Origin of the sequence: Caballeronia glathei, assembly GCF_000698595.1 — a bacterium.
Taxonomy (GTDB): Bacteria; Pseudomonadota; Gammaproteobacteria; order Burkholderiales; family Burkholderiaceae; genus Caballeronia; species Caballeronia glathei.
Map to the genome: position 1 here is coordinate 1 of NZ_JFHC01000115.1, position 15,661 is coordinate 15,661.

General features: G+C 65.4%; 17 protein-coding genes. 9 read left to right on the plus strand and 8 right to left on the minus strand.

Annotated elements, in window-relative coordinates; genetic code table 11:
- The first annotated feature begins 154 nt into the window (after window positions 1-154).
- From BG61_RS35845 to BG61_RS35865, 5 genes are all read left to right on the plus strand, one after another.
- A complete protein-coding gene (locus tag BG61_RS35845) occupies window positions 155-1,264 on the plus strand; it encodes a fatty acid desaturase (protein WP_035935895.1) in 1,110 nt (369 codons plus the stop codon).
- 37 nt (window positions 1,265-1,301) lie between these two features.
- Window positions 1,302-2,117 (plus strand): phosphate/phosphite/phosphonate ABC transporter substrate-binding protein, encoded by an 816-nt coding sequence (locus BG61_RS35850; protein ID WP_035935892.1) that lies wholly within the window; start codon window positions 1,302-1,304, stop codon window positions 2,115-2,117.
- A gap of 174 nt (window positions 2,118-2,291) precedes the next feature.
- The gene (locus BG61_RS35855; protein WP_035935890.1) at window positions 2,292-3,287 is read left to right on the plus strand and encodes a luciferase-like monooxygenase; all 996 of its coding nucleotides are present in this window, start codon (window positions 2,292-2,294) and stop codon (window positions 3,285-3,287) included.
- A gap of 156 nt (window positions 3,288-3,443) precedes the next feature.
- Complete coding sequence (locus tag BG61_RS35860) at window positions 3,444-3,695, plus strand: hypothetical protein (RefSeq protein ID WP_370818085.1); 252 nt, start codon at window positions 3,444-3,446, stop codon at window positions 3,693-3,695.
- A gap of 343 nt (window positions 3,696-4,038) precedes the next feature.
- Window positions 4,039-4,353 (plus strand): H-NS family nucleoid-associated regulatory protein, encoded by a 315-nt coding sequence (locus BG61_RS35865; RefSeq protein WP_035935887.1) that lies wholly within the window; start codon window positions 4,039-4,041, stop codon window positions 4,351-4,353.
- Window positions 4,354-4,494: 141 nt separating this feature from the next.
- Here the strand turns inward: BG61_RS35865 and BG61_RS35870 are convergent, their stop codons facing one another.
- Window positions 4,495-4,881, minus strand: coding sequence for a hypothetical protein (locus BG61_RS35870; protein WP_035935884.1), 387 nt, complete (start codon window positions 4,879-4,881; stop codon window positions 4,495-4,497).
- A 1,350-nt stretch (window positions 4,882-6,231) separates the two neighbouring features.
- Here BG61_RS35870 and BG61_RS35880 point away from each other — a divergent pair.
- Both BG61_RS35880 and BG61_RS35885 read left to right on the plus strand, forming a co-directional pair.
- Window positions 6,232-6,636: a helix-turn-helix domain-containing protein gene (locus tag BG61_RS35880; protein WP_035935903.1), complete on the plus strand. Its 405-nt coding sequence runs from the start codon at window positions 6,232-6,234 to the stop codon at window positions 6,634-6,636.
- Window positions 6,637-6,679: 43 nt separating this feature from the next.
- Complete coding sequence (locus BG61_RS35885) at window positions 6,680-7,291, plus strand: copper-binding protein (protein WP_081868303.1); 612 nt, start codon at window positions 6,680-6,682, stop codon at window positions 7,289-7,291.
- A gap of 182 nt (window positions 7,292-7,473) precedes the next feature.
- On the opposite strand, the gene rhaS is transcribed toward BG61_RS35885, so the two are convergent.
- The 6 genes from rhaS to BG61_RS35915 form a co-directional block, all read right to left on the minus strand.
- Window positions 7,474-8,487, minus strand: a complete 1,014-nt coding sequence (gene rhaS / locus BG61_RS35890; RefSeq protein WP_035935879.1) for a rhamnose ABC transporter substrate-binding protein — start codon at window positions 8,485-8,487, stop codon at window positions 7,474-7,476.
- 73 nt (window positions 8,488-8,560) lie between these two features.
- The gene (locus BG61_RS35895; protein WP_035935876.1) at window positions 8,561-9,565 is read right to left on the minus strand and encodes an ABC transporter permease; all 1,005 of its coding nucleotides are present in this window, start codon (window positions 9,563-9,565) and stop codon (window positions 8,561-8,563) included.
- A complete protein-coding gene (locus tag BG61_RS35900) occupies window positions 9,558-10,598 on the minus strand; it encodes an ABC transporter permease (RefSeq protein WP_035935873.1) in 1,041 nt (346 codons plus the stop codon). The genes BG61_RS35895 and BG61_RS35900 overlap by 8 nt, the downstream gene beginning before the upstream one ends.
- On the minus strand, window positions 10,595-12,118 hold the full coding sequence (locus BG61_RS35905) for a sugar ABC transporter ATP-binding protein (RefSeq protein ID WP_035935870.1): 1,524 nt from the start codon (window positions 12,116-12,118) through the stop codon (window positions 10,595-10,597). The genes BG61_RS35900 and BG61_RS35905 overlap by 4 nt, the downstream gene beginning before the upstream one ends.
- Before the next feature lie 40 nt (window positions 12,119-12,158).
- Window positions 12,159-13,049, minus strand: a complete 891-nt coding sequence (locus BG61_RS35910; protein WP_035935868.1) for an amidohydrolase family protein — start codon at window positions 13,047-13,049, stop codon at window positions 12,159-12,161.
- Between the two features lie 33 nt (window positions 13,050-13,082).
- Window positions 13,083-13,397 (minus strand): L-rhamnose mutarotase, encoded by a 315-nt coding sequence (locus BG61_RS35915; protein ID WP_035935866.1) that lies wholly within the window; start codon window positions 13,395-13,397, stop codon window positions 13,083-13,085.
- Between the two features lie 140 nt (window positions 13,398-13,537).
- On the opposite strand from BG61_RS35915, the gene BG61_RS35920 reads away from it, so the two are divergent.
- The gene (locus BG61_RS35920; RefSeq protein WP_035935898.1) at window positions 13,538-14,488 is read left to right on the plus strand and encodes a LysR family transcriptional regulator; all 951 of its coding nucleotides are present in this window, start codon (window positions 13,538-13,540) and stop codon (window positions 14,486-14,488) included.
- On the opposite strand, the gene BG61_RS35925 is transcribed toward BG61_RS35920, so the two are convergent.
- Entirely contained in the window at window positions 14,475-15,257 is a 783-nt protein-coding gene (locus BG61_RS35925; protein WP_035935863.1) for an L-rhamnose 1-dehydrogenase Lra1, read from the minus strand. The two genes, BG61_RS35920 and BG61_RS35925, sit on opposite strands and share 14 nt — an antisense overlap.
- Before the next feature lie 92 nt (window positions 15,258-15,349).
- Here BG61_RS35925 and BG61_RS43760 point away from each other — a divergent pair.
- Window positions 15,350-15,661 (plus strand): hypothetical protein (locus tag BG61_RS43760; protein WP_206540630.1); only part of this gene is annotated, 312 nt, incomplete at its 3' end.

Sequence of the window (15,661 nt, forward strand, 5' to 3'; positions counted from 1 at the left end):
GCGGGGGCGCGGGCGGCGGGGGCGCGGGGCGTGGGGCGTGGGGTCGGCGCGGCGGCCGCGATTCCTCCCGCACGCACATGGTTAGCGGGATTCGTTGGTTGGGACGCGCAACACCCGCGGCTACCATTTGGGCTCGCCATGTCACGACGCGCCCATGTCCTTCTATCTCGACGACGCACAACGCCAGCAGATCCAGCGCATGCGCCTGTCGTGGCGCTGGCGCAGCCAATGGCCGACGTGGCTCCTGATCGCGGCGATCTACGGCGGCTGGTTCGGCGCCGCGCTCGGCGCGCGCACGCTCGGCCTGCCGCTCGCGCTCGCGGCAATGGCGGTGCTGTCGTGCTGGTACATGTCGCTGCAGCACGAACTGCTGCACGGGCATCCGACGCGCTTTCCCCTCGTCAACGCCCTCTTTGGCGTGGCGCCGCTCGCGGTGTGGTTTCCGTACGCGGTGTACCGCGACTCGCACCTGCGCCATCACGACGACGCTCACCTGACCGATCCCGAGCGCGACCCCGAGAGCTATTTCGTGTCGCCGCAACGGTGGAACGACGCCGGCCCGCTGCTGCGGCGCCTGCTGTCGGCGCGCAATACGCTGCTCGGGCGCGTCCTGCTCGGTCCGTGGTTTTCGATCGCCGGCGCGCTGCGCGACGCGGCCGTTTCGATCCGGCGCGGCGACATGCGCGTCGCGGCGAGCTGGACGCTGCACCTCACGGCGCTTGCCGCGCTCGCGTACTGGCTCGACGAGCGCTGCGCGATTCCCTGGTACGCGTTCGTGTTCGGCGTCGGCTATCCGGCGCTCGCGCTCGGCGCCGTGCGCTCGTTTCACGAACACCGCGCCGCCGCTGACGCGCCCGAGCGCACCGTCATCAACGAGGCCGCGTGGCCGTGGCGCCTGCTCTTTCTGAACAACAACTATCACGCGGTGCACCACGACCTGCCGGGCGTGCCGTGGTTCGCGCTCGCGACGGTTTATCATCGGCGGCGCGACGGGTATCTCGCGCGCAACGGCGGCTTCATCGTGCGCGGGTACGGCGAGTGGGCCGCGCGCTATGCGATGCGCGAGGTCGCTCCGGCCGTGCATCCGCTGCATGCGCTTTCCCCGCGCCCGGCGGCCGGTGCGCACGGACGTGCCGTGCCGGCGTTCGCGGCGGAACCGATGGCCGTCGCCGCGTCGCGCCCGTTGACTGCGCTGCACCGGCGCCAGGCAGTCAACGCATCGCAGGCCGCCTGGAACGACGACTCCGCGCGGCTCACCGGCTGATATTGAAGTCTGCGCGCCGACCCACCCACGCCATGCCATGAACTGGATCGCCGCCTTGCCGATGTACAACGCGAGCCCCGCGCTCGCCGCCGACTGGCGCGCGCTGCTCGGCCGCGCAGAGGCGCGGCTTGCCGGCTGGCTGGCGGCGCGCGGCGACACGCTGTCGATCGTCGAGCCGGACGGCCCGCTCGCCGCGTTCTGGCTGCGCCCCGATCTGCTGCTCTCACAGACCTGCGGCTATCCGCTCGTGCATGCGCTCGCCGGCCGCGTGCAGGTCGTCGCGACGCCGGCGTTCGACATCGACGGCTGCGCGCCCGGCCGCTATCGCAGCGTGCTGGTGACGGGCGCGCACGTGGACGCGCCGTCGCTCGACGCCTGCCGCGGCCTGCGCGCCGCCTATAACGACGACGATTCGAACAGCGGCATGAACCTCTTTCGCGCCGCCGTCGCGCCGCTCGCCCGCGCTCGGCCGTTCTTTGCCTCCGTGACGCGGACGGGCGGACACCTCGCGTCGCTGCGGGCGCTCGCAATCGATCGCAGCGCCGACGTCGCCGCGATCGATTGCGTGACCTTCGCGTTCGTGCGCGAGCATTTGCCCGAGCTCGCCAACGGCGTGCGGGTGATCGGCTTCACCGGCGACGCGCCAGGATTGCCGTTCATCACGTCGAATGCGGTGGCGGCCGGTGATGTCGCCCGGCTCGCCGACGCGCTCGATCACGCCGTGCGCGACGATCCCGCGCTCGCGCAGCGACTGAAGCTGCGCGGGTTCGTCCGTCTTCCCGCCGACGACTACACGTCGATCCTTGCCATCGAGCGCGAGGCCGTCGCGCTCGGCTATCCGCGTCTTCTCTGACGCTGCGCGCCGGTCCGTCACCCGTCCCTGCTTTTACCCGAAAACGTCATCGGCGCAGGTGCGCCCTTCACGCGCGCCGAATAACCCTACCGCCCGTGTAGCGGGCACGATTTCGCCAGTTTCGGCACAATCGGCTTTTAAGCATGCGTTGTCACAACGCTTCCGGAAGCCGCAATGATCCCCTTCTCCGTTCTAGACCTGTCCCCCATCCCCGCGGGCGCAACAGCCGCCGACGCGTTCCGCCATTCGCTCGATCTGGCGCAGCACGCGGAGCGCTGGGGCTTTTTGCGCTACTGGCTCGCCGAGCATCACAACATGACGGGCATCGCGAGCGCCGCGACGTCGGTCGTGATCGGCCATATCGCGGGCGGCACGAAGACCATCCGCGTCGGCTCGGGCGGCGTCATGCTGCCGAACCACGCGCCGCTCGTGATCGCCGAGCAGTTCGGCACGCTCGCGTCGCTGTATCCGGGACGCATCGACCTCGGCCTCGGCCGCGCGCCGGGCACCGACCAGACCACCGCCCGCGCGCTGCGCCGCGACCTGCAAGGCAGCGCCGACACGTTCCCCGACGACGTCGTCGAGCTGCAGCGGTATTTCGCCGAGCCGGTCGAAGGCCAGCGCGTGCGCGCCGTGCCGGGCGCCGGCCTGAACGTGCCGATCTGGCTGCTCGGCTCGTCGCTCTTCAGCGCGCAGCTCGCCGCCGCGCTCGGCCTGCCGTTCGCGTTCGCATCGCACTTCGCGCCCGACTATCTGCTGACCGCGCTGCAGGTCTATCGCGCGCAGTTCAGGCCGTCGAAGTCGCTCGAGCGCCCCTACGCGATGGTCGGCGTCAACGTCTTCGCCGCCGACAGCACCGACGACGCCGAGCTCCTGTTCACATCGCTGCAACAACAATTCGTCAATCTGCGACGCGGTACGCCCGGCCAGTTGCCGCCGCCCGCGCGAAACCTCGCGTGGTCGGAGGCGGAACGCGCGGGCGTCGAGCATTCGCTCGCGTGCTCGGTGATCGGGGATCAGGCACAGGTGGAAGCGGGCCTCGCGTCGCTCATCGAGCAGACGCAGGCGGACGAACTGATCGTGACCGCGCAGATCTTCGATCACGCGGCGCGCCTGCGTTCCTTCGAGATCACCGCGAACGCGCACCGGGCGCTCGCCGCCGCCCGCTAAGGCGCGCGATGCTGGACGCGCGGAGTTTTGGCAAGCAATAATGAAACCGCCGGCACGGCCTGCCGGCTGCCTCTACGGGACGCGCGGCTGCCGCGCACGTTTTTTGTGCACGGCCGGCCGGCGACAACAACAATGAAATCGGACACCGATGGGAGAATGCAGATGCTCAGAAGTACCGCCACAGGATCGATGACCTTGCTGACGGAGCGCGATGAAGCATCCGGTCAGGAAGTGCGTACGCTGCGTCTGGAACCGGCCGCCGACGGCAAGGCCGTTCTCCTCATCGAAATCGACGAGCGAAAAGCGGGAATTCATCGCGAGGTGCGCCATGAAATTACCTCCGCGGAATTGATTGCGGCCATTCGTGCACATGGCGCCGAATTGCCGGGAGAACAACATAATCGCTAGAGTGAATGATTTAGCGCTTACAATACGCGGCATGCCAATACGCGGCATACAATAGCGCCTATTGAGGTCTTGAAGCGTTTTCGCACGGCCGGCCGGGTTTCCGGATTTCGTAAAAGCACCCTTACGTAGACATCCCTGCAACACCCCGCCAGCCGTGCTCCAAAGCGCCATGCCGCCGTGGCCGCCCGATTCGGGCAAATCGGCGTTTGCGGTATTACACTAATTGACGCGCGGTTCGCCACGCGCCACGCTTTGTAAAACTCATTCAATTCATCGAACCGCCCCGGTCCGCGCGGGATATCGGTTCGCCTTCCAGAAAGTAAAAAGCTGAATCAGGACAGCCGTGGACGAAAGAAAGCGAGACAGCATCATTGCCTATTTGCGCAGCCGCATGGCTGAGTTTGGCATTACCGAATCAGCGCTGGCCGAAGCACTGGCCGAAGCGCCCGCGCAGGCGGCCCCCGTTCCCCTGAAGACCAACGGCACGAAGCGGACGATGCCGCAACTGCCTTCCATGCCCGTCGGCGGCGCCGGCGCAGGCGAGACGCCCGCGTTCAGGAATGCGAGCGGCGACACATGGGACGGCAAGGGCGACATGCCCGAATGGCTCAAGCGTGCGGTCCATGCGGGGCAGGATATCGAGTTCTATCGGGTATAGAAGCCGTTACAGGCTCGATGCCCGGCGAGCGCCCGATCGGGTCCGGAGACGGAATTCAGAGAAGCGGGTTCAGAGCAAGCCGCGTTGCGCATGGGCGGCAGCCGCGCCGGTGACGGTGCGTGAGACGTGCGCACCCGCGTCCTAGGCGCATGCCTTTTCGGCACGCTCGCGCGCATGCTCGTACACCCGCGCGCGCTCCATCGACGCGATTGCGCGCTTTTGCTTCATCGTCGGCTGGCTGACCGGCCACGCCCCGACGACCGCCGCATACTCGGCCGCCCGGTACTTGCGAAAGCGCTGGAAAAACTCGATGCCCGGCAGGCCGTTGTCGCAGGCAAGCAGCACGCCGTAGTCCACCGACGCGACATCCCCGAGCGAACGCACCGCCGCCTCCAGCGCGCGGTAGCGCTCGGTGAGCGGCACCGTGCGCTCGAACATCGCATGGAACCGCACGTAGGGCAGCATGCCTTCGTTCGCGGCGGCGCGGGCCAGTACGCGGATGATGCGCTCGGTGATCGTGGCATCCATGACATGACTCCTTTCTCTTAAGCAGGTTCATCGCGGGGCGCGCGGCTTCTCACTCGTACGTCGCGCTGACGGACGACTGAACGGCGTTGCCCCTGGGCCGGGCGTGCGCTTCGCATTCGTTCGCCCAGCGCAGCCGGAAGTCGGCGGAACGACGGCCGCATACGGCGTCACCTCCATGCCGGTGATCGGCCGGCCGATGCCGCCTTCCGTCGCCTGCGCGGGCACCGCCTCAGCGATCGGCAGCCCGCATACCGCACGCGGCGCAACTGCCTTCATGCATTTCATGTGGACCTCTTCGCCTGTCTGCCGAAGATCATGTCCGGTCCCGCGAACACGCTGAACACGGACAGTACCCGCCACGAATGAGGCCCGACGAACGCGTTAAACAATGACGTCGCTGAAAGCCGGTTATTGACCCTGGCGGCGACGCCTCGTGCATTTGCATCGGCAATTCCGAACAGGAAACAGGCCGACGCGCGAATCCTTTTTATTCGGCGCTTCTTTATCATCGCAATGCACTCCGTCGATATCGTCTGAGCAGCGCGAGGCGTGCCATTCGCATTGGCTTTCGATGCGAATGAAGAAGGCGCGCGAGTTCGCCCGGCCTCGAATGAGGCACGCAAATAAAACTGTCGAATTCGGGCTTGCACGTCGAACCCGGCCTGTACGTCAGCCGGAAAGCGACGAGAAATAGAAACTAGCTAAATGCCAGTAAAAAGATAGCGGCCATGCACGTTCCTCGGAAAAACGTGGTGGACTGCGGCGCCAGCGAGCCGTACGCGGCCCCAGGCGGGATCGATGTGTCCGGCGTGTTCGGCACGAGCCGACACGCCTTATAACTTGCTTACTTCAACTTTTTACGAATGCTAGCAAACGTTTATTACGCGTGCCAAGCACAATTTTCAGGCGCACGCAAAATCGCAACGAAAGGGATGTCCGTTACAGGATACAGGTTTGTTTCTGGTGCAATTACATTAAAGGCTTAGCTCCATAGTCAAATGGCGGTAAAAATTCAAGAAAAAAATTTACCGATGAATTACCCAAATTCCGCGCAAAAACGTTTATTGGTACCTTCCTGAAAGCCGGCATCGGTATATCGACCAGACGAGTTTTTTCGGGTAACTCGTATGCATAAAAAGCGCTTGTATCGCAGGGCAGTTCTCATGCAGCGGCGCTTCCCCATCGGCGCTACAACACAAAAGCAGCGCGCGGACCGGCCACGCAACGCATTCGAGTTGACTGGCGCGAGCCGTGCCGGCGCCTGCCTTCCTGTTCATCGGCAGGCACACGGACCGGCCACGCGGCACGGCAACGCCCCGCATTCTTGCGATCACCAAGATGAGTGCGCCGATGCTTTCCCGACCAGAAAACCTTCCAAGCGTCGTACGAAGAATGACCGCGGGCCGGATGCTGCTCGACGGCGCATCGGTCGAAGCCGTCGCCGAGCAACTGCATCTGTCGATACAAACCGTGAAGCGCTATCAGGCGATCGTATCGGCCGGAGGACTGGAAGCATTGCAGAAGATGGGCGTCGGCGGGCGTGCGTCCGTGCTCGATCAGGAGGCGCTGGCGTGGATCGCCGCCGCCCTCCGGGGATCGGCGCGCGAGCACGGTTTCGAGAGCGACGCGTGGACCAATGGGCGCCTGCGCTCGGTGATCGAAAGCAGATACGGCGTGCGCTATTCACGTGTCTATGTCTGGCAGATCGCGACCAATCTCGGCCTCGGCCATCTCTTGTCGAAGTCACGGCGCTAGGTTCGCGCCGCAAGTCATCCCACACTCACTGAAGGAGCAACGCATGCCACATTCAATCCATCCACGCGACACGCACGCGCGCCTCGTGAAAAGCGCGGCCGCCGCGCTCTTCGCCATCGCGCTTTCGCAGCCGGCATTCGCGCAGGACGCGGCGGCCTCCGGCGCGCAGGGAGTAGGCGCTGCCGCCGTGGCGCAAGTGCAGGCTCACGTCGTCGGCATCGACGCTGCGACCAACAGCGTTTCCTTGCGAGGGCCGCAGGGCCGGGTCGTCGAGGTCGCCGTGAATCCCGAGGTCGGCGATGTGAAGAAGCTTCGCATCGGCGACACGGTCAACATCCAGTACCGCAATGCGCTGCTCGTGCGCGCGACGAAGGTCAAGTCGAACGGAATCCGCGAGCGAATCGAGACGGAGGCCACCATCCCCGCCTCGGGCGGCGTGACGGCAACCGCGCGCAGCGTCGAGATTCTCGCGACGATTCAGAAGATCGATACGAAGAAACGGCTCATCACACTGCGCGGGCCGAGCCGCACGGAGGTGTTCGAACTGTCGCCCGATGTTTCGCTCGACGGCCTGAAAACCGGCGATACCGTGCGCGCCCAGTTCGTCTCCGCCACAGCGATCCAGGTGCTGCGCGACGGCACTACGGTGAAATGACGGCACGGTAGTTCGCACGGAGTTGTCCACAATTTCTGTGCACAGACCTGTGGATAGCTATTGCGCGACGCCGCCAACGCGCTGATCGGCAAGGCTTTTTCGGCGCTTCATCGGCGCGCGGCGCCGCATGAGATACACCACGCCCCGAAGGGCGCCGTGTGTCTCATGTTGAAGCGCTGGAATCAGAAGTTGAATTTGTCGATGTTCGCGCTATCGAAGGTGGTCGGCGGCCCGAGGATCACTTCACCGCTTTTGCCGACGGTGCGCTTGCCGAGCTTGCCCGCCTCGAACGAATCACCTTCCTTGCCGGTGATCGTGCCCGAGGCGAGATTGGCCGCGGCAAAAGCGGCGAGGTAGCCGAGCTGGCCCGGGTCCCACAGCTGGAACGCCTTCACGGTGCCGTTCTTGACGAACGCGCGCATCTGGTTCGGCGTGCCGAGCCCGGTCACGACGACCTTGCCCTTCGCCGGCGACGACGAGATATACCGCGCCGCAGCCGCAATCCCCACGGACGTCGGCGCCACGATTCCCTTCAGGTTCGGATACGCCTGCAAAAGCCCCTGCGTCTCGACGAACGACTTCTGGTCGTCGTCGTTGCCGTAGGCGATCTTCACGAGCTTGAGCTTCGCGTACTCGGGCTTCTTCAGCTCCTCCTGCATCCACTTGATCCAGGTGTTCTGGTTCGTCGCGTTCGGGGTGGCGGAAAGAATCGCGAACTCGCCCTCGCCGCCGACGAGCTTCGACAGCAACTGGATCTGCCCGCGTCCGATCGATTCCGAATCGGCCTGGTTGACGAAGATCTGGCGGCCGTCGGGCGCGGTATCGGAGTCGAAGGTCACGACTTTGATGCCCTGCGACATCGCCTTCTTCAGGTACGGCACGACCGCGTTCGCGTCGTTCGCGGCGATCACGACGGCATCCTGCCTCTGCGTGATGAGCGTGTTGATGTACGACACCTGCGAGGATGCGCCCGCGTCCGACGGTCCCACCACCTTGCCCTGCCCGCCCATCTCCTTGATGGCGGCCATGCCGCCGTCGTCCGCGATCACCTCGTAGGGGTTGTTGATCTGCTTCGGCACGAAGGCGATCTTGAGGCCGCTCTTGATATCGGCCGCGCTCGCGCTCATCGCGACGCTCGCGGCGAGGAGCGCGGCCGCGAGCACCGTGGCGCGGCCGCATCGAAATGGTTTGAACATGTGCTGAGTCTCCTTATGTCGCGCGGGCGTCTCTCCTGACGAAGACCTCGCCGCGCCGGTTATGAAAACGTCGTTACAGCGTCTGGGTCATCAAGCGTTTTTCGCGCGTCGCCCGCCAGCGCGCGACGAGATTCGGAATCAGCACCGACGAGAGCAGCAGTGCGCCGGTCACGATGGTGAGCGTCTCGCTCGATACGTCGGCGAGCGTCAGCGCGTTGCGCAGCACGCCGATGATGAGGAGCGACAGCAGCACGCCGATCATCGAGCCGCGTCCGCCGAAGATGCTCACGCCGCCGAACAGCACCGCCGCGATCACCGACAGCTCGAAGCCTTCGCCGTTGTCGCCGCGCGCGCTCGTGAAGCGCAGCGTGTACACGACGCCCGCGAGCGCCGCCATCGCGCCCGACAGCATGAAGAGCCTGAGTTTCGTTTTCGCGACGTCGATGCCGGAGAACTGCGCGGCCACCGGGTTCGCGCCGATCGCGTAGAGGCTGCGGCCGAACGGCGTCGCCTGCAGCAGCACCGTGAAGACGATCGCGCCGATGATCACGAGGATGAACGGCATCGGCAGGAACGTGGCCGCGATCGTCTCGATGCCGAAGGCTGTGTACGCCGCGGGAAAGTCCGCGACGGCCTGATCGCCGAGCAGCACGTAGGCGAGCCCGCGAAAGAGCGCGAGCGTGCCGATCGTGACCGCAAGCGACGGCAGGTTGAAGCGCACGATCACGAGCCCGTTCACGAGCCCCGCGAGCGTGCCGGCCACGAGCACGATGGCGATCACGAGCGGCATGGGCAGGCCCATGTGCCAGAGCACGCCCATCAGCGCGCTCGATGCGCCGAGCACCGACGCCACCGACAGGTCGATCTCGGCTGCGACGATGATGAGCGTCATCGGCAGCGCGATGAGTGCGATCTCGGTGAAGTCGGCGAGCATGTTCGAGAGGTTCGCGCCGGAGAGGAACATCGGCGAGAGCACGCGCCCGCCGATGAGCGAGACGGCGAGCACGATCACGAGCATCGCCTCCCATTGCAGGTGACGGCGCCGGGTCGTGGACAGGGCAGAATCGGGTTTAGCCATGATCGCGTTTCCTCATCATGCGCCGGGCGACGGAGCGCGCCAGCATCGTATCGAGCGTGATCGCCGCGACGATCAGCGCGCCCTGGATGGCCTGCTGCCAGAACGGCGACACGCGCAGCACGACGAGCGCGATGTTGATCACGCCGAGCACGAGCGCGCCGAGCGTCGCGCCCATCACCGTGCCCACGCCGCCCGTGATCGCCACGCTGCCGACGACGGCGGCCGCCACGACCTGCAACTCGATGCCCTTCGCCGTGCTCGCATCGACGGTGCCGAAGCGCGCGAGCCACAGCACGCCGGCCAGCCCCGCGATCGCGCCGGACAACAGGAAGCCGATCATCACGCGCCGCTCGACGCGTATCCCCGCGAGCCGTGCGGCCTCGGGATTCGAGCCGATTGCGTAATGCTCGCGTCCGCCGCGATACTGCTTCAGATACACCGCGAGCGCGGCGAGCACGACGAGCGCGATCAGCACGAGATTCGGCACGCCGAAGAGCGACCCGGTCGCGATGAGCGCGAAGGCATCGGGCAGGCTCGTGGCGTTGATCTGGCCGCCGTGGACCCACGCATAGTCGGCGCCGCGCACGATGTAGAGCATGGAAAGCGTCGCGACGAGCGACGGCACGCGCCCGAACGTGACGAGCGCACCGTTCACCGCGCCGATCGCGAGCCCGATGCCGATGCCCGCGAGCATCGCGACGGGAACCGGCATCTGCGGGAACATCACGAAGAGCCTGCCCACCGCATACGCGCTCACGCCGACGATGGACGCCACCGACAGGTCAATGTGCCGCATCAGCATCACGACCGTCATGCCCGCCGTGAGCAGGCCGATGATCGACACGTTGAGCAGCACGTCGCGCAGGTTCTGCAAGTTCAGGAAGCCGGGCTTGACGGCGGCGGTCGCGGCGACGAGCGCGATCAGCACGACGAGAAGCGTGGTCTCGCGGCTTTTCACGAGGCCGGCGAGGAGGTTGTGCCGCTTGTGCTTGGGCGCGTGCATCGCGGGCATGGCGGATGAGTGTCGTGTCATGCTGCGCGCCCCAGCGTATGCGGCGACGCGCCCAGTGCGGCGCTCATCACCCGTTCCTCGTTCGCCTCGGCGCGCGCGATGTCGGCGCTGATGCGGCCTTCGTGCATCACGAGCACGCGGTCGGCCATGCCGAGCACTTCGGGCAGTTCGCTCGAAATCATCAGCACCGCCATGCCGTCGCGCACCAGTTCCGCGAGCGTGCGGTACACCTCGGCCTTGGCGCCGACGTCGATGCCGCGCGTGGGTTCGTCGATGATCAGCACCTTCGGGTTCGTCGCGAGCCACTTGCCAAGTACCACCTTCTGCTGATTGCCGCCTGACAGCGTGCCGACGGGCGCATCGAGATCGCTCGCCTTCAGGCGCAGGCGCTGGCCCCAGTCGGCGGCGAGCACCGACTCGCTTCTCGCCGAAATGAGGCCGTGCTTCATCAGCCTTCCAAGCACGGTCAGCGACGCGTTGCGCGCGATGCTCAGTTCGAGCGCGAGCCCCTGCGCGCGGCGGTCTTCGGGCACGAGCGCGAGGCCCGCGCGCACCGCCGCCGCGGGCTTGCCGAGCGCGAGCGGCCTGCCCGCGATCGAGACCGTGCCCGCGTCCACCGGATCGATGCCGAAGATCGCCCGCGCCACTTCGCTGCGCCCCGCGCCGACGAGCCCCGCGAGCGCGACGATCTCGCCCGCGTGAACGTCGAACGAGACATTCCTGAATACGCCTTCGCGCGAAAGACCACGCACCGACAGCCGCACGTCGCCTCGCGCCACGTCGGCCTTCGGATAGAACGTGTCGAGATCGCGGCCGACCATCTTGCTCACGATCGCGTCGATCGTCATGTCGGCGGTGAGCGCGTCGAACACCTTGGCGCCATCGCGCATGATGGTCATGCGCTGCGTGAGCGCGAACACCTCGTCGAGCCGGTGCGTGATGAAGAGAATCGCGACGTCGCGTTCGCGCAGCGCGCGCACGATGGCAAAAAGCCGCTCAACTTCCGGCAACGATAGCGCAGCGGTCGGCTCGTCCATGATCAGCACGTTCGCGTTGAGCGACAGCGCCTTCGCGATTTCGACCACCTGCTGATCCGCGATCGACAGCCCGCGCACGAGCCGCTCCGCGCGCAGATTCACGCCGAGCGAAGCGAGCAGCGCATCGACCTCGCGATGCATCTCGTCGTAGCGGATGCGGCGCAGGCGGTCGCGCGGCTGGCGGCCCATGTAGATGTTCTCCGCGATCGACAGGTCCGCGAACAGCGTCGGCTCCTGGTAGATCACGGCGAGCCCGGCATCGCGGGCTTCGGCCGGATTCGCGAAGCGGTGGGAGACGCCGTTCACGAGCAGCTCGCCCGTGTCTGGCTGATGCACGCCTGCAAGTATCTTCACGAGTGTCGACTTGCCCGCGCCGTTCTCGCCGAGCAGCGCATGCACTTCGCCGGGCCATAGCGCGAGGCTGCCGTCGCCGAGCGCACGCACGCGTCCGAACGATTTGCTCGCATGCCGCAGTTCGAGCCGCGGCGTTCTGCTGTCTGTCATGCCTGTCTCCTGCCTGAGTTCCGCTTGAGTTCCGCCGGTGTCAGATGCGGTAGATGCGTTCCGCATTGCGCATGAAAAGTGCCTCCTTTTCGACGTCGCTCGCGTCGTCCACGATCGACGCATACGCCTTCCATAGCGCCGCGTAAGACGCAAAGAGGCGATCGACCGGAAAGTTGGATGCGAACATCACGCGCTCGCTGCCGAACGTGTCGATGATTTCGAGCACGTAGGGCCGCAAGCTCTCGATCGTCCACGCGTGATCGAACATCGCAAGCCCGCTCACCTTCACCGCGACGTTCGCACACGCGGCGAGTGCCCGCATGCCGTCGCGCCATGCGCGGTACCCCTGCACGGACGAGCGGTCCACGAACATGCCCGCATGGTTGACGATGAACTGCGTGTCGTGATGCTCGCGGGCGAGCGCGGCCGCGTCGTCCATCTGCGACGGATAGAGCTGGAGGTCGAACGACATCGCATGGCGCCTGAGCAGCGCAAAGTTCTTTCGCCACTGCGGCTCGCGCATGTAGTGGCGTCCCACATAGTCGTAGAGCGGCTTCGGATGCGTGTTGAGGATCTGCCGGATACCGCGCGTGCTGGCGAACGACGCGTGCGCTTCGAGCACGGCTTCGGCGCGATCCGACGACAGGTCCGCATATGCCACGATGCCGTTCGGCATGCCGCGCCCCTCGCCATCCGCAATGGACTGCAGCCAGCGCGTCTCTTCCACCGGATCGGCGGGATCGTGATTTGCGTCGACGTGCACGGTCTTCAGCACCTCGATGCCCTCTGCATCGCGCAGGAAATCACCGATCAGGTAGTCGTGCTTCAGCTCGCGCGCGTCGCCGACGAACGACGTCTGCGGATTCGCAAGCCACGGATAATGATGCGTCTTCAGATCCCACAGGTGGATATGCGGATCGACAACCTGCATGTTGGTGCCCTCGTGCCGCTATGAACGGTGGATTCAGGGAAGGTGAAATACAGGGACGAGCGATGTCGTCTCGGGCGAGTTGTCGGGATGGGTCAGCATCAGTTCGGCCATTGCGTCCCACCATTTGCGCATGACAGGAAGCGAAGGCAGCGCGTCCATGGTGTGCCACGGTTCGCGGCTGAGCGTCGCGAACAGGTGCCCGGTGGACTCGTCGAGAAAGATCCGGTAGTCGCGGATGCCGGCCGCGCGCAGCGCATCGGCCAGTTCGGGCCATATCTCGCGATGGCGCCGCTCGTATTCATCGCGCATGCCCGGCCTGAGGGTCATTCGAAACGCAATCGTCTCCATTGCGGCCTGCCTTTTTCTGGTAGTTGAAGCGGCCTCTATGAGGCTCTTGGTGCTGCGACTATAATTCGCCGACCGATAACATCACAATCCGATTGCAGGATTGGCCGATCGCAAAACCGTATCGCCCGGGCGGACTGCACATGAACCAGAACGTGTCCCAGCTTGCACTCGTCAACCGGCTGAAATTCAAGCATCTCGCGCTGCTCGTCGCGCTCGACGATGCCCGCAACCTGCATCAGGCGGCCGAGGCGATCAACGTCGCGCAGCCGAGCGCGAGCCGCATGCTGTCGGACATCGAGGAAGCGTTCGGCTTCCTGCTCTTCGAGCGCAACGCGCGCGGCATGCAGCCGACGCCGCTCGGCACCGCCACGCTCGCCTACGCGCGCCGCTCGCTTGCCGACCTCACGCGCTTTGCCGCCGACCTCGAAAGCAAGCGGCGCGGCGGCCACGGCCAGCTCACCGTCGGCGCGATCATGGGTGCGGCGCCCGACGTGCTCGCGATGGCGGTAGCCGAACTCAAGTCCGAGCGGCCGCTCCTCAACGTGCGCATCCTCGGCGAGACGAGCGATCAGGTCGTGCAGTTGCTGCATCGCCGCGAAGTCGATCTCGCGCTCGGGCGTCTCACCACACCGCTGCAGCACAACGACTTCGACTTCGAGCCGCTTGCGCGCGAAGCGATGCGGCTTGTCGTGCGGGCCTCCCACGCGCTGGCCGGCAAGGCTCCGTTGACGCTCGACGCGCTTATCGCATGGCCCTGGATTCTTCAGCCGATCACGAGTCCCGCGCGCGGTCTCTTCGAGGAGGAACTGGCGCGCGCCGGGCTTGCGTCGCCGTCGAACGTGGTCGAGTGCGCGTCGATCTTCGCCACGCTGCAACTGCTGCAAAACAGCGACGCGGTTGCGATGTTGCCCGAATCCGTCGTGCGCGACTACCTGCGCGCGCATCTTCTGGTCGAGCTGCCTGTCGAGATCGGCAAGAGCCTCTCGGGCTTCGGCCTGCTGCGGCGCAAATACGAAACGCTGAGCGAGCCGGCCGAATACTTCATCGCGCTCTTGCGCAAGTACTCGGCCAGTTCGTTCACTGCAGATTGACGAAGAGGCCGCCGTCGACGAGCAGCGACGCGCCCGTCACATAGCGTGCCCGGTCCGACGCGAGGAAGACCACGCATTGCGCGACGTCGTCCGGTGCGCCGAGACGGCCGAGCGGAATGCGCTTTTCCATGTACTTGCGTTTTTCCGTGTCCGACAGGTCGTCGGCGTTCAGGTCCGTCGCGATCGTGCCGGGCATCACCGAATTGCAGCGGATGCCGTACGGTCCGAGCGCGATGGCGCACGACTGCATCAGCGAGTGGACGCCGGCTTTGGTCGGCGTGTAGTGCGTCTGCATGCCACCGCCGACGAGCGCGCTGATAGAGCTCGTCGCGACAATCGCGCCGCCGGTGCCCTGCGCCTTCATCTGGTTCGCGACCGCTTGCGTCACGTAGAACGCGCCGTTCAGGTTCACCGCGACGGTGCTTTCGTAGACGGACGGGGGCATGTCGAGGAAGGCGTGAAACGGGCAGATGCCGGCGTTGCTTGCGAGCACATCGACGTGGCCGAACGCCTGTACCGTGCGTTTTACCAGTTCGGTTCCGGTCGCGGGGTCCGCGACATTGCCCTCGATCGCGATTACGCGCCGTCCGAGCGCCTCGATCTCGGCGACCACTTCCTCTACCGCCGACATGCGTCCGTATGACCTGTCGTTGTCGCCCCAGTAGTTCAGCGCGACGTCCGCGCCCTCCTGCGCGCTCGCTATTGCAATCGCACGGCCTATTCCGCGGGAGCCTCCCGTCACGATCACTACCTTGTTCTCTAGCAGCACTTTCGTTTTGCTCCTTTTGCGGTTCGTTGCTTTGCGGGTTGCACGCAGGTGCTGTGTTCGTTGTTTACACCGTTTGATGCACTCGTGCTTCTATGAAACTTGTATTGGCTTTGGTCTATCAGCTTCGCCCCCGTGCGGGGCGGCAGTCACTTTCTTTGCACAGGTTTGCCGCTGGCGCTCGGGGTTGGGGTTTATTGAACCGTTTGATGCGCTTGCGCTCCTATGAAACTTGTTTTGCTATCGGTTTATTAGCTTCGCCCCTGTGCGGGGCGGCAGTCACTTTCTTTGCTGCTGCAAAGAAAGTAACCAAAGAAAGCAGCTTTTCAGTCATACAGTGTCAGGACGTGACCACGCTTGAATCTTCCAGAGTGGCCCGACCGTCGGAGTGTCCGCCTCTGTTCGTC

Coding starts and splice junctions, on each gene's coding strand:
- BG61_RS35845 (WP_035935895.1), top strand. CDS start 155: ATGTCCTTCTATCTCGACGACGCACAACGCCAGCAGATCCAGCGCATG.
- BG61_RS35850 (WP_035935892.1), top strand. CDS start 1,302: ATGAACTGGATCGCCGCCTTGCCGATGTACAACGCGAGCCCCGCGCTC.
- BG61_RS35855 (WP_035935890.1), top strand. CDS start 2,292: ATGATCCCCTTCTCCGTTCTAGACCTGTCCCCCATCCCCGCGGGCGCA.
- BG61_RS35860 (WP_370818085.1), top strand. CDS start 3,444: ATGCAGATGCTCAGAAGTACCGCCACAGGATCGATGACCTTGCTGACG.
- BG61_RS35870 (WP_035935884.1), bottom strand. CDS start 4,881: ATGGATGCCACGATCACCGAGCGCATCATCCGCGTACTGGCCCGCGCC.
- BG61_RS35880 (WP_035935903.1), top strand. CDS start 6,232: ATGCTTTCCCGACCAGAAAACCTTCCAAGCGTCGTACGAAGAATGACC.
- BG61_RS35885 (WP_081868303.1), top strand. CDS start 6,680: ATGCCACATTCAATCCATCCACGCGACACGCACGCGCGCCTCGTGAAA.
- rhaS (WP_035935879.1), bottom strand. CDS start 8,487: ATGTTCAAACCATTTCGATGCGGCCGCGCCACGGTGCTCGCGGCCGCG.
- BG61_RS35895 (WP_035935876.1), bottom strand. CDS start 9,565: ATGGCTAAACCCGATTCTGCCCTGTCCACGACCCGGCGCCGTCACCTG.
- BG61_RS35900 (WP_035935873.1), bottom strand. CDS start 10,598: ATGACACGACACTCATCCGCCATGCCCGCGATGCACGCGCCCAAGCAC.
- BG61_RS35905 (WP_035935870.1), bottom strand. CDS start 12,118: ATGACAGACAGCAGAACGCCGCGGCTCGAACTGCGGCATGCGAGCAAA.
- BG61_RS35910 (WP_035935868.1), bottom strand. CDS start 13,049: ATGCAGGTTGTCGATCCGCATATCCACCTGTGGGATCTGAAGACGCAT.
- BG61_RS35915 (WP_035935866.1), bottom strand. CDS start 13,397: ATGGAGACGATTGCGTTTCGAATGACCCTCAGGCCGGGCATGCGCGAT.
- BG61_RS35920 (WP_035935898.1), top strand. CDS start 13,538: ATGAACCAGAACGTGTCCCAGCTTGCACTCGTCAACCGGCTGAAATTC.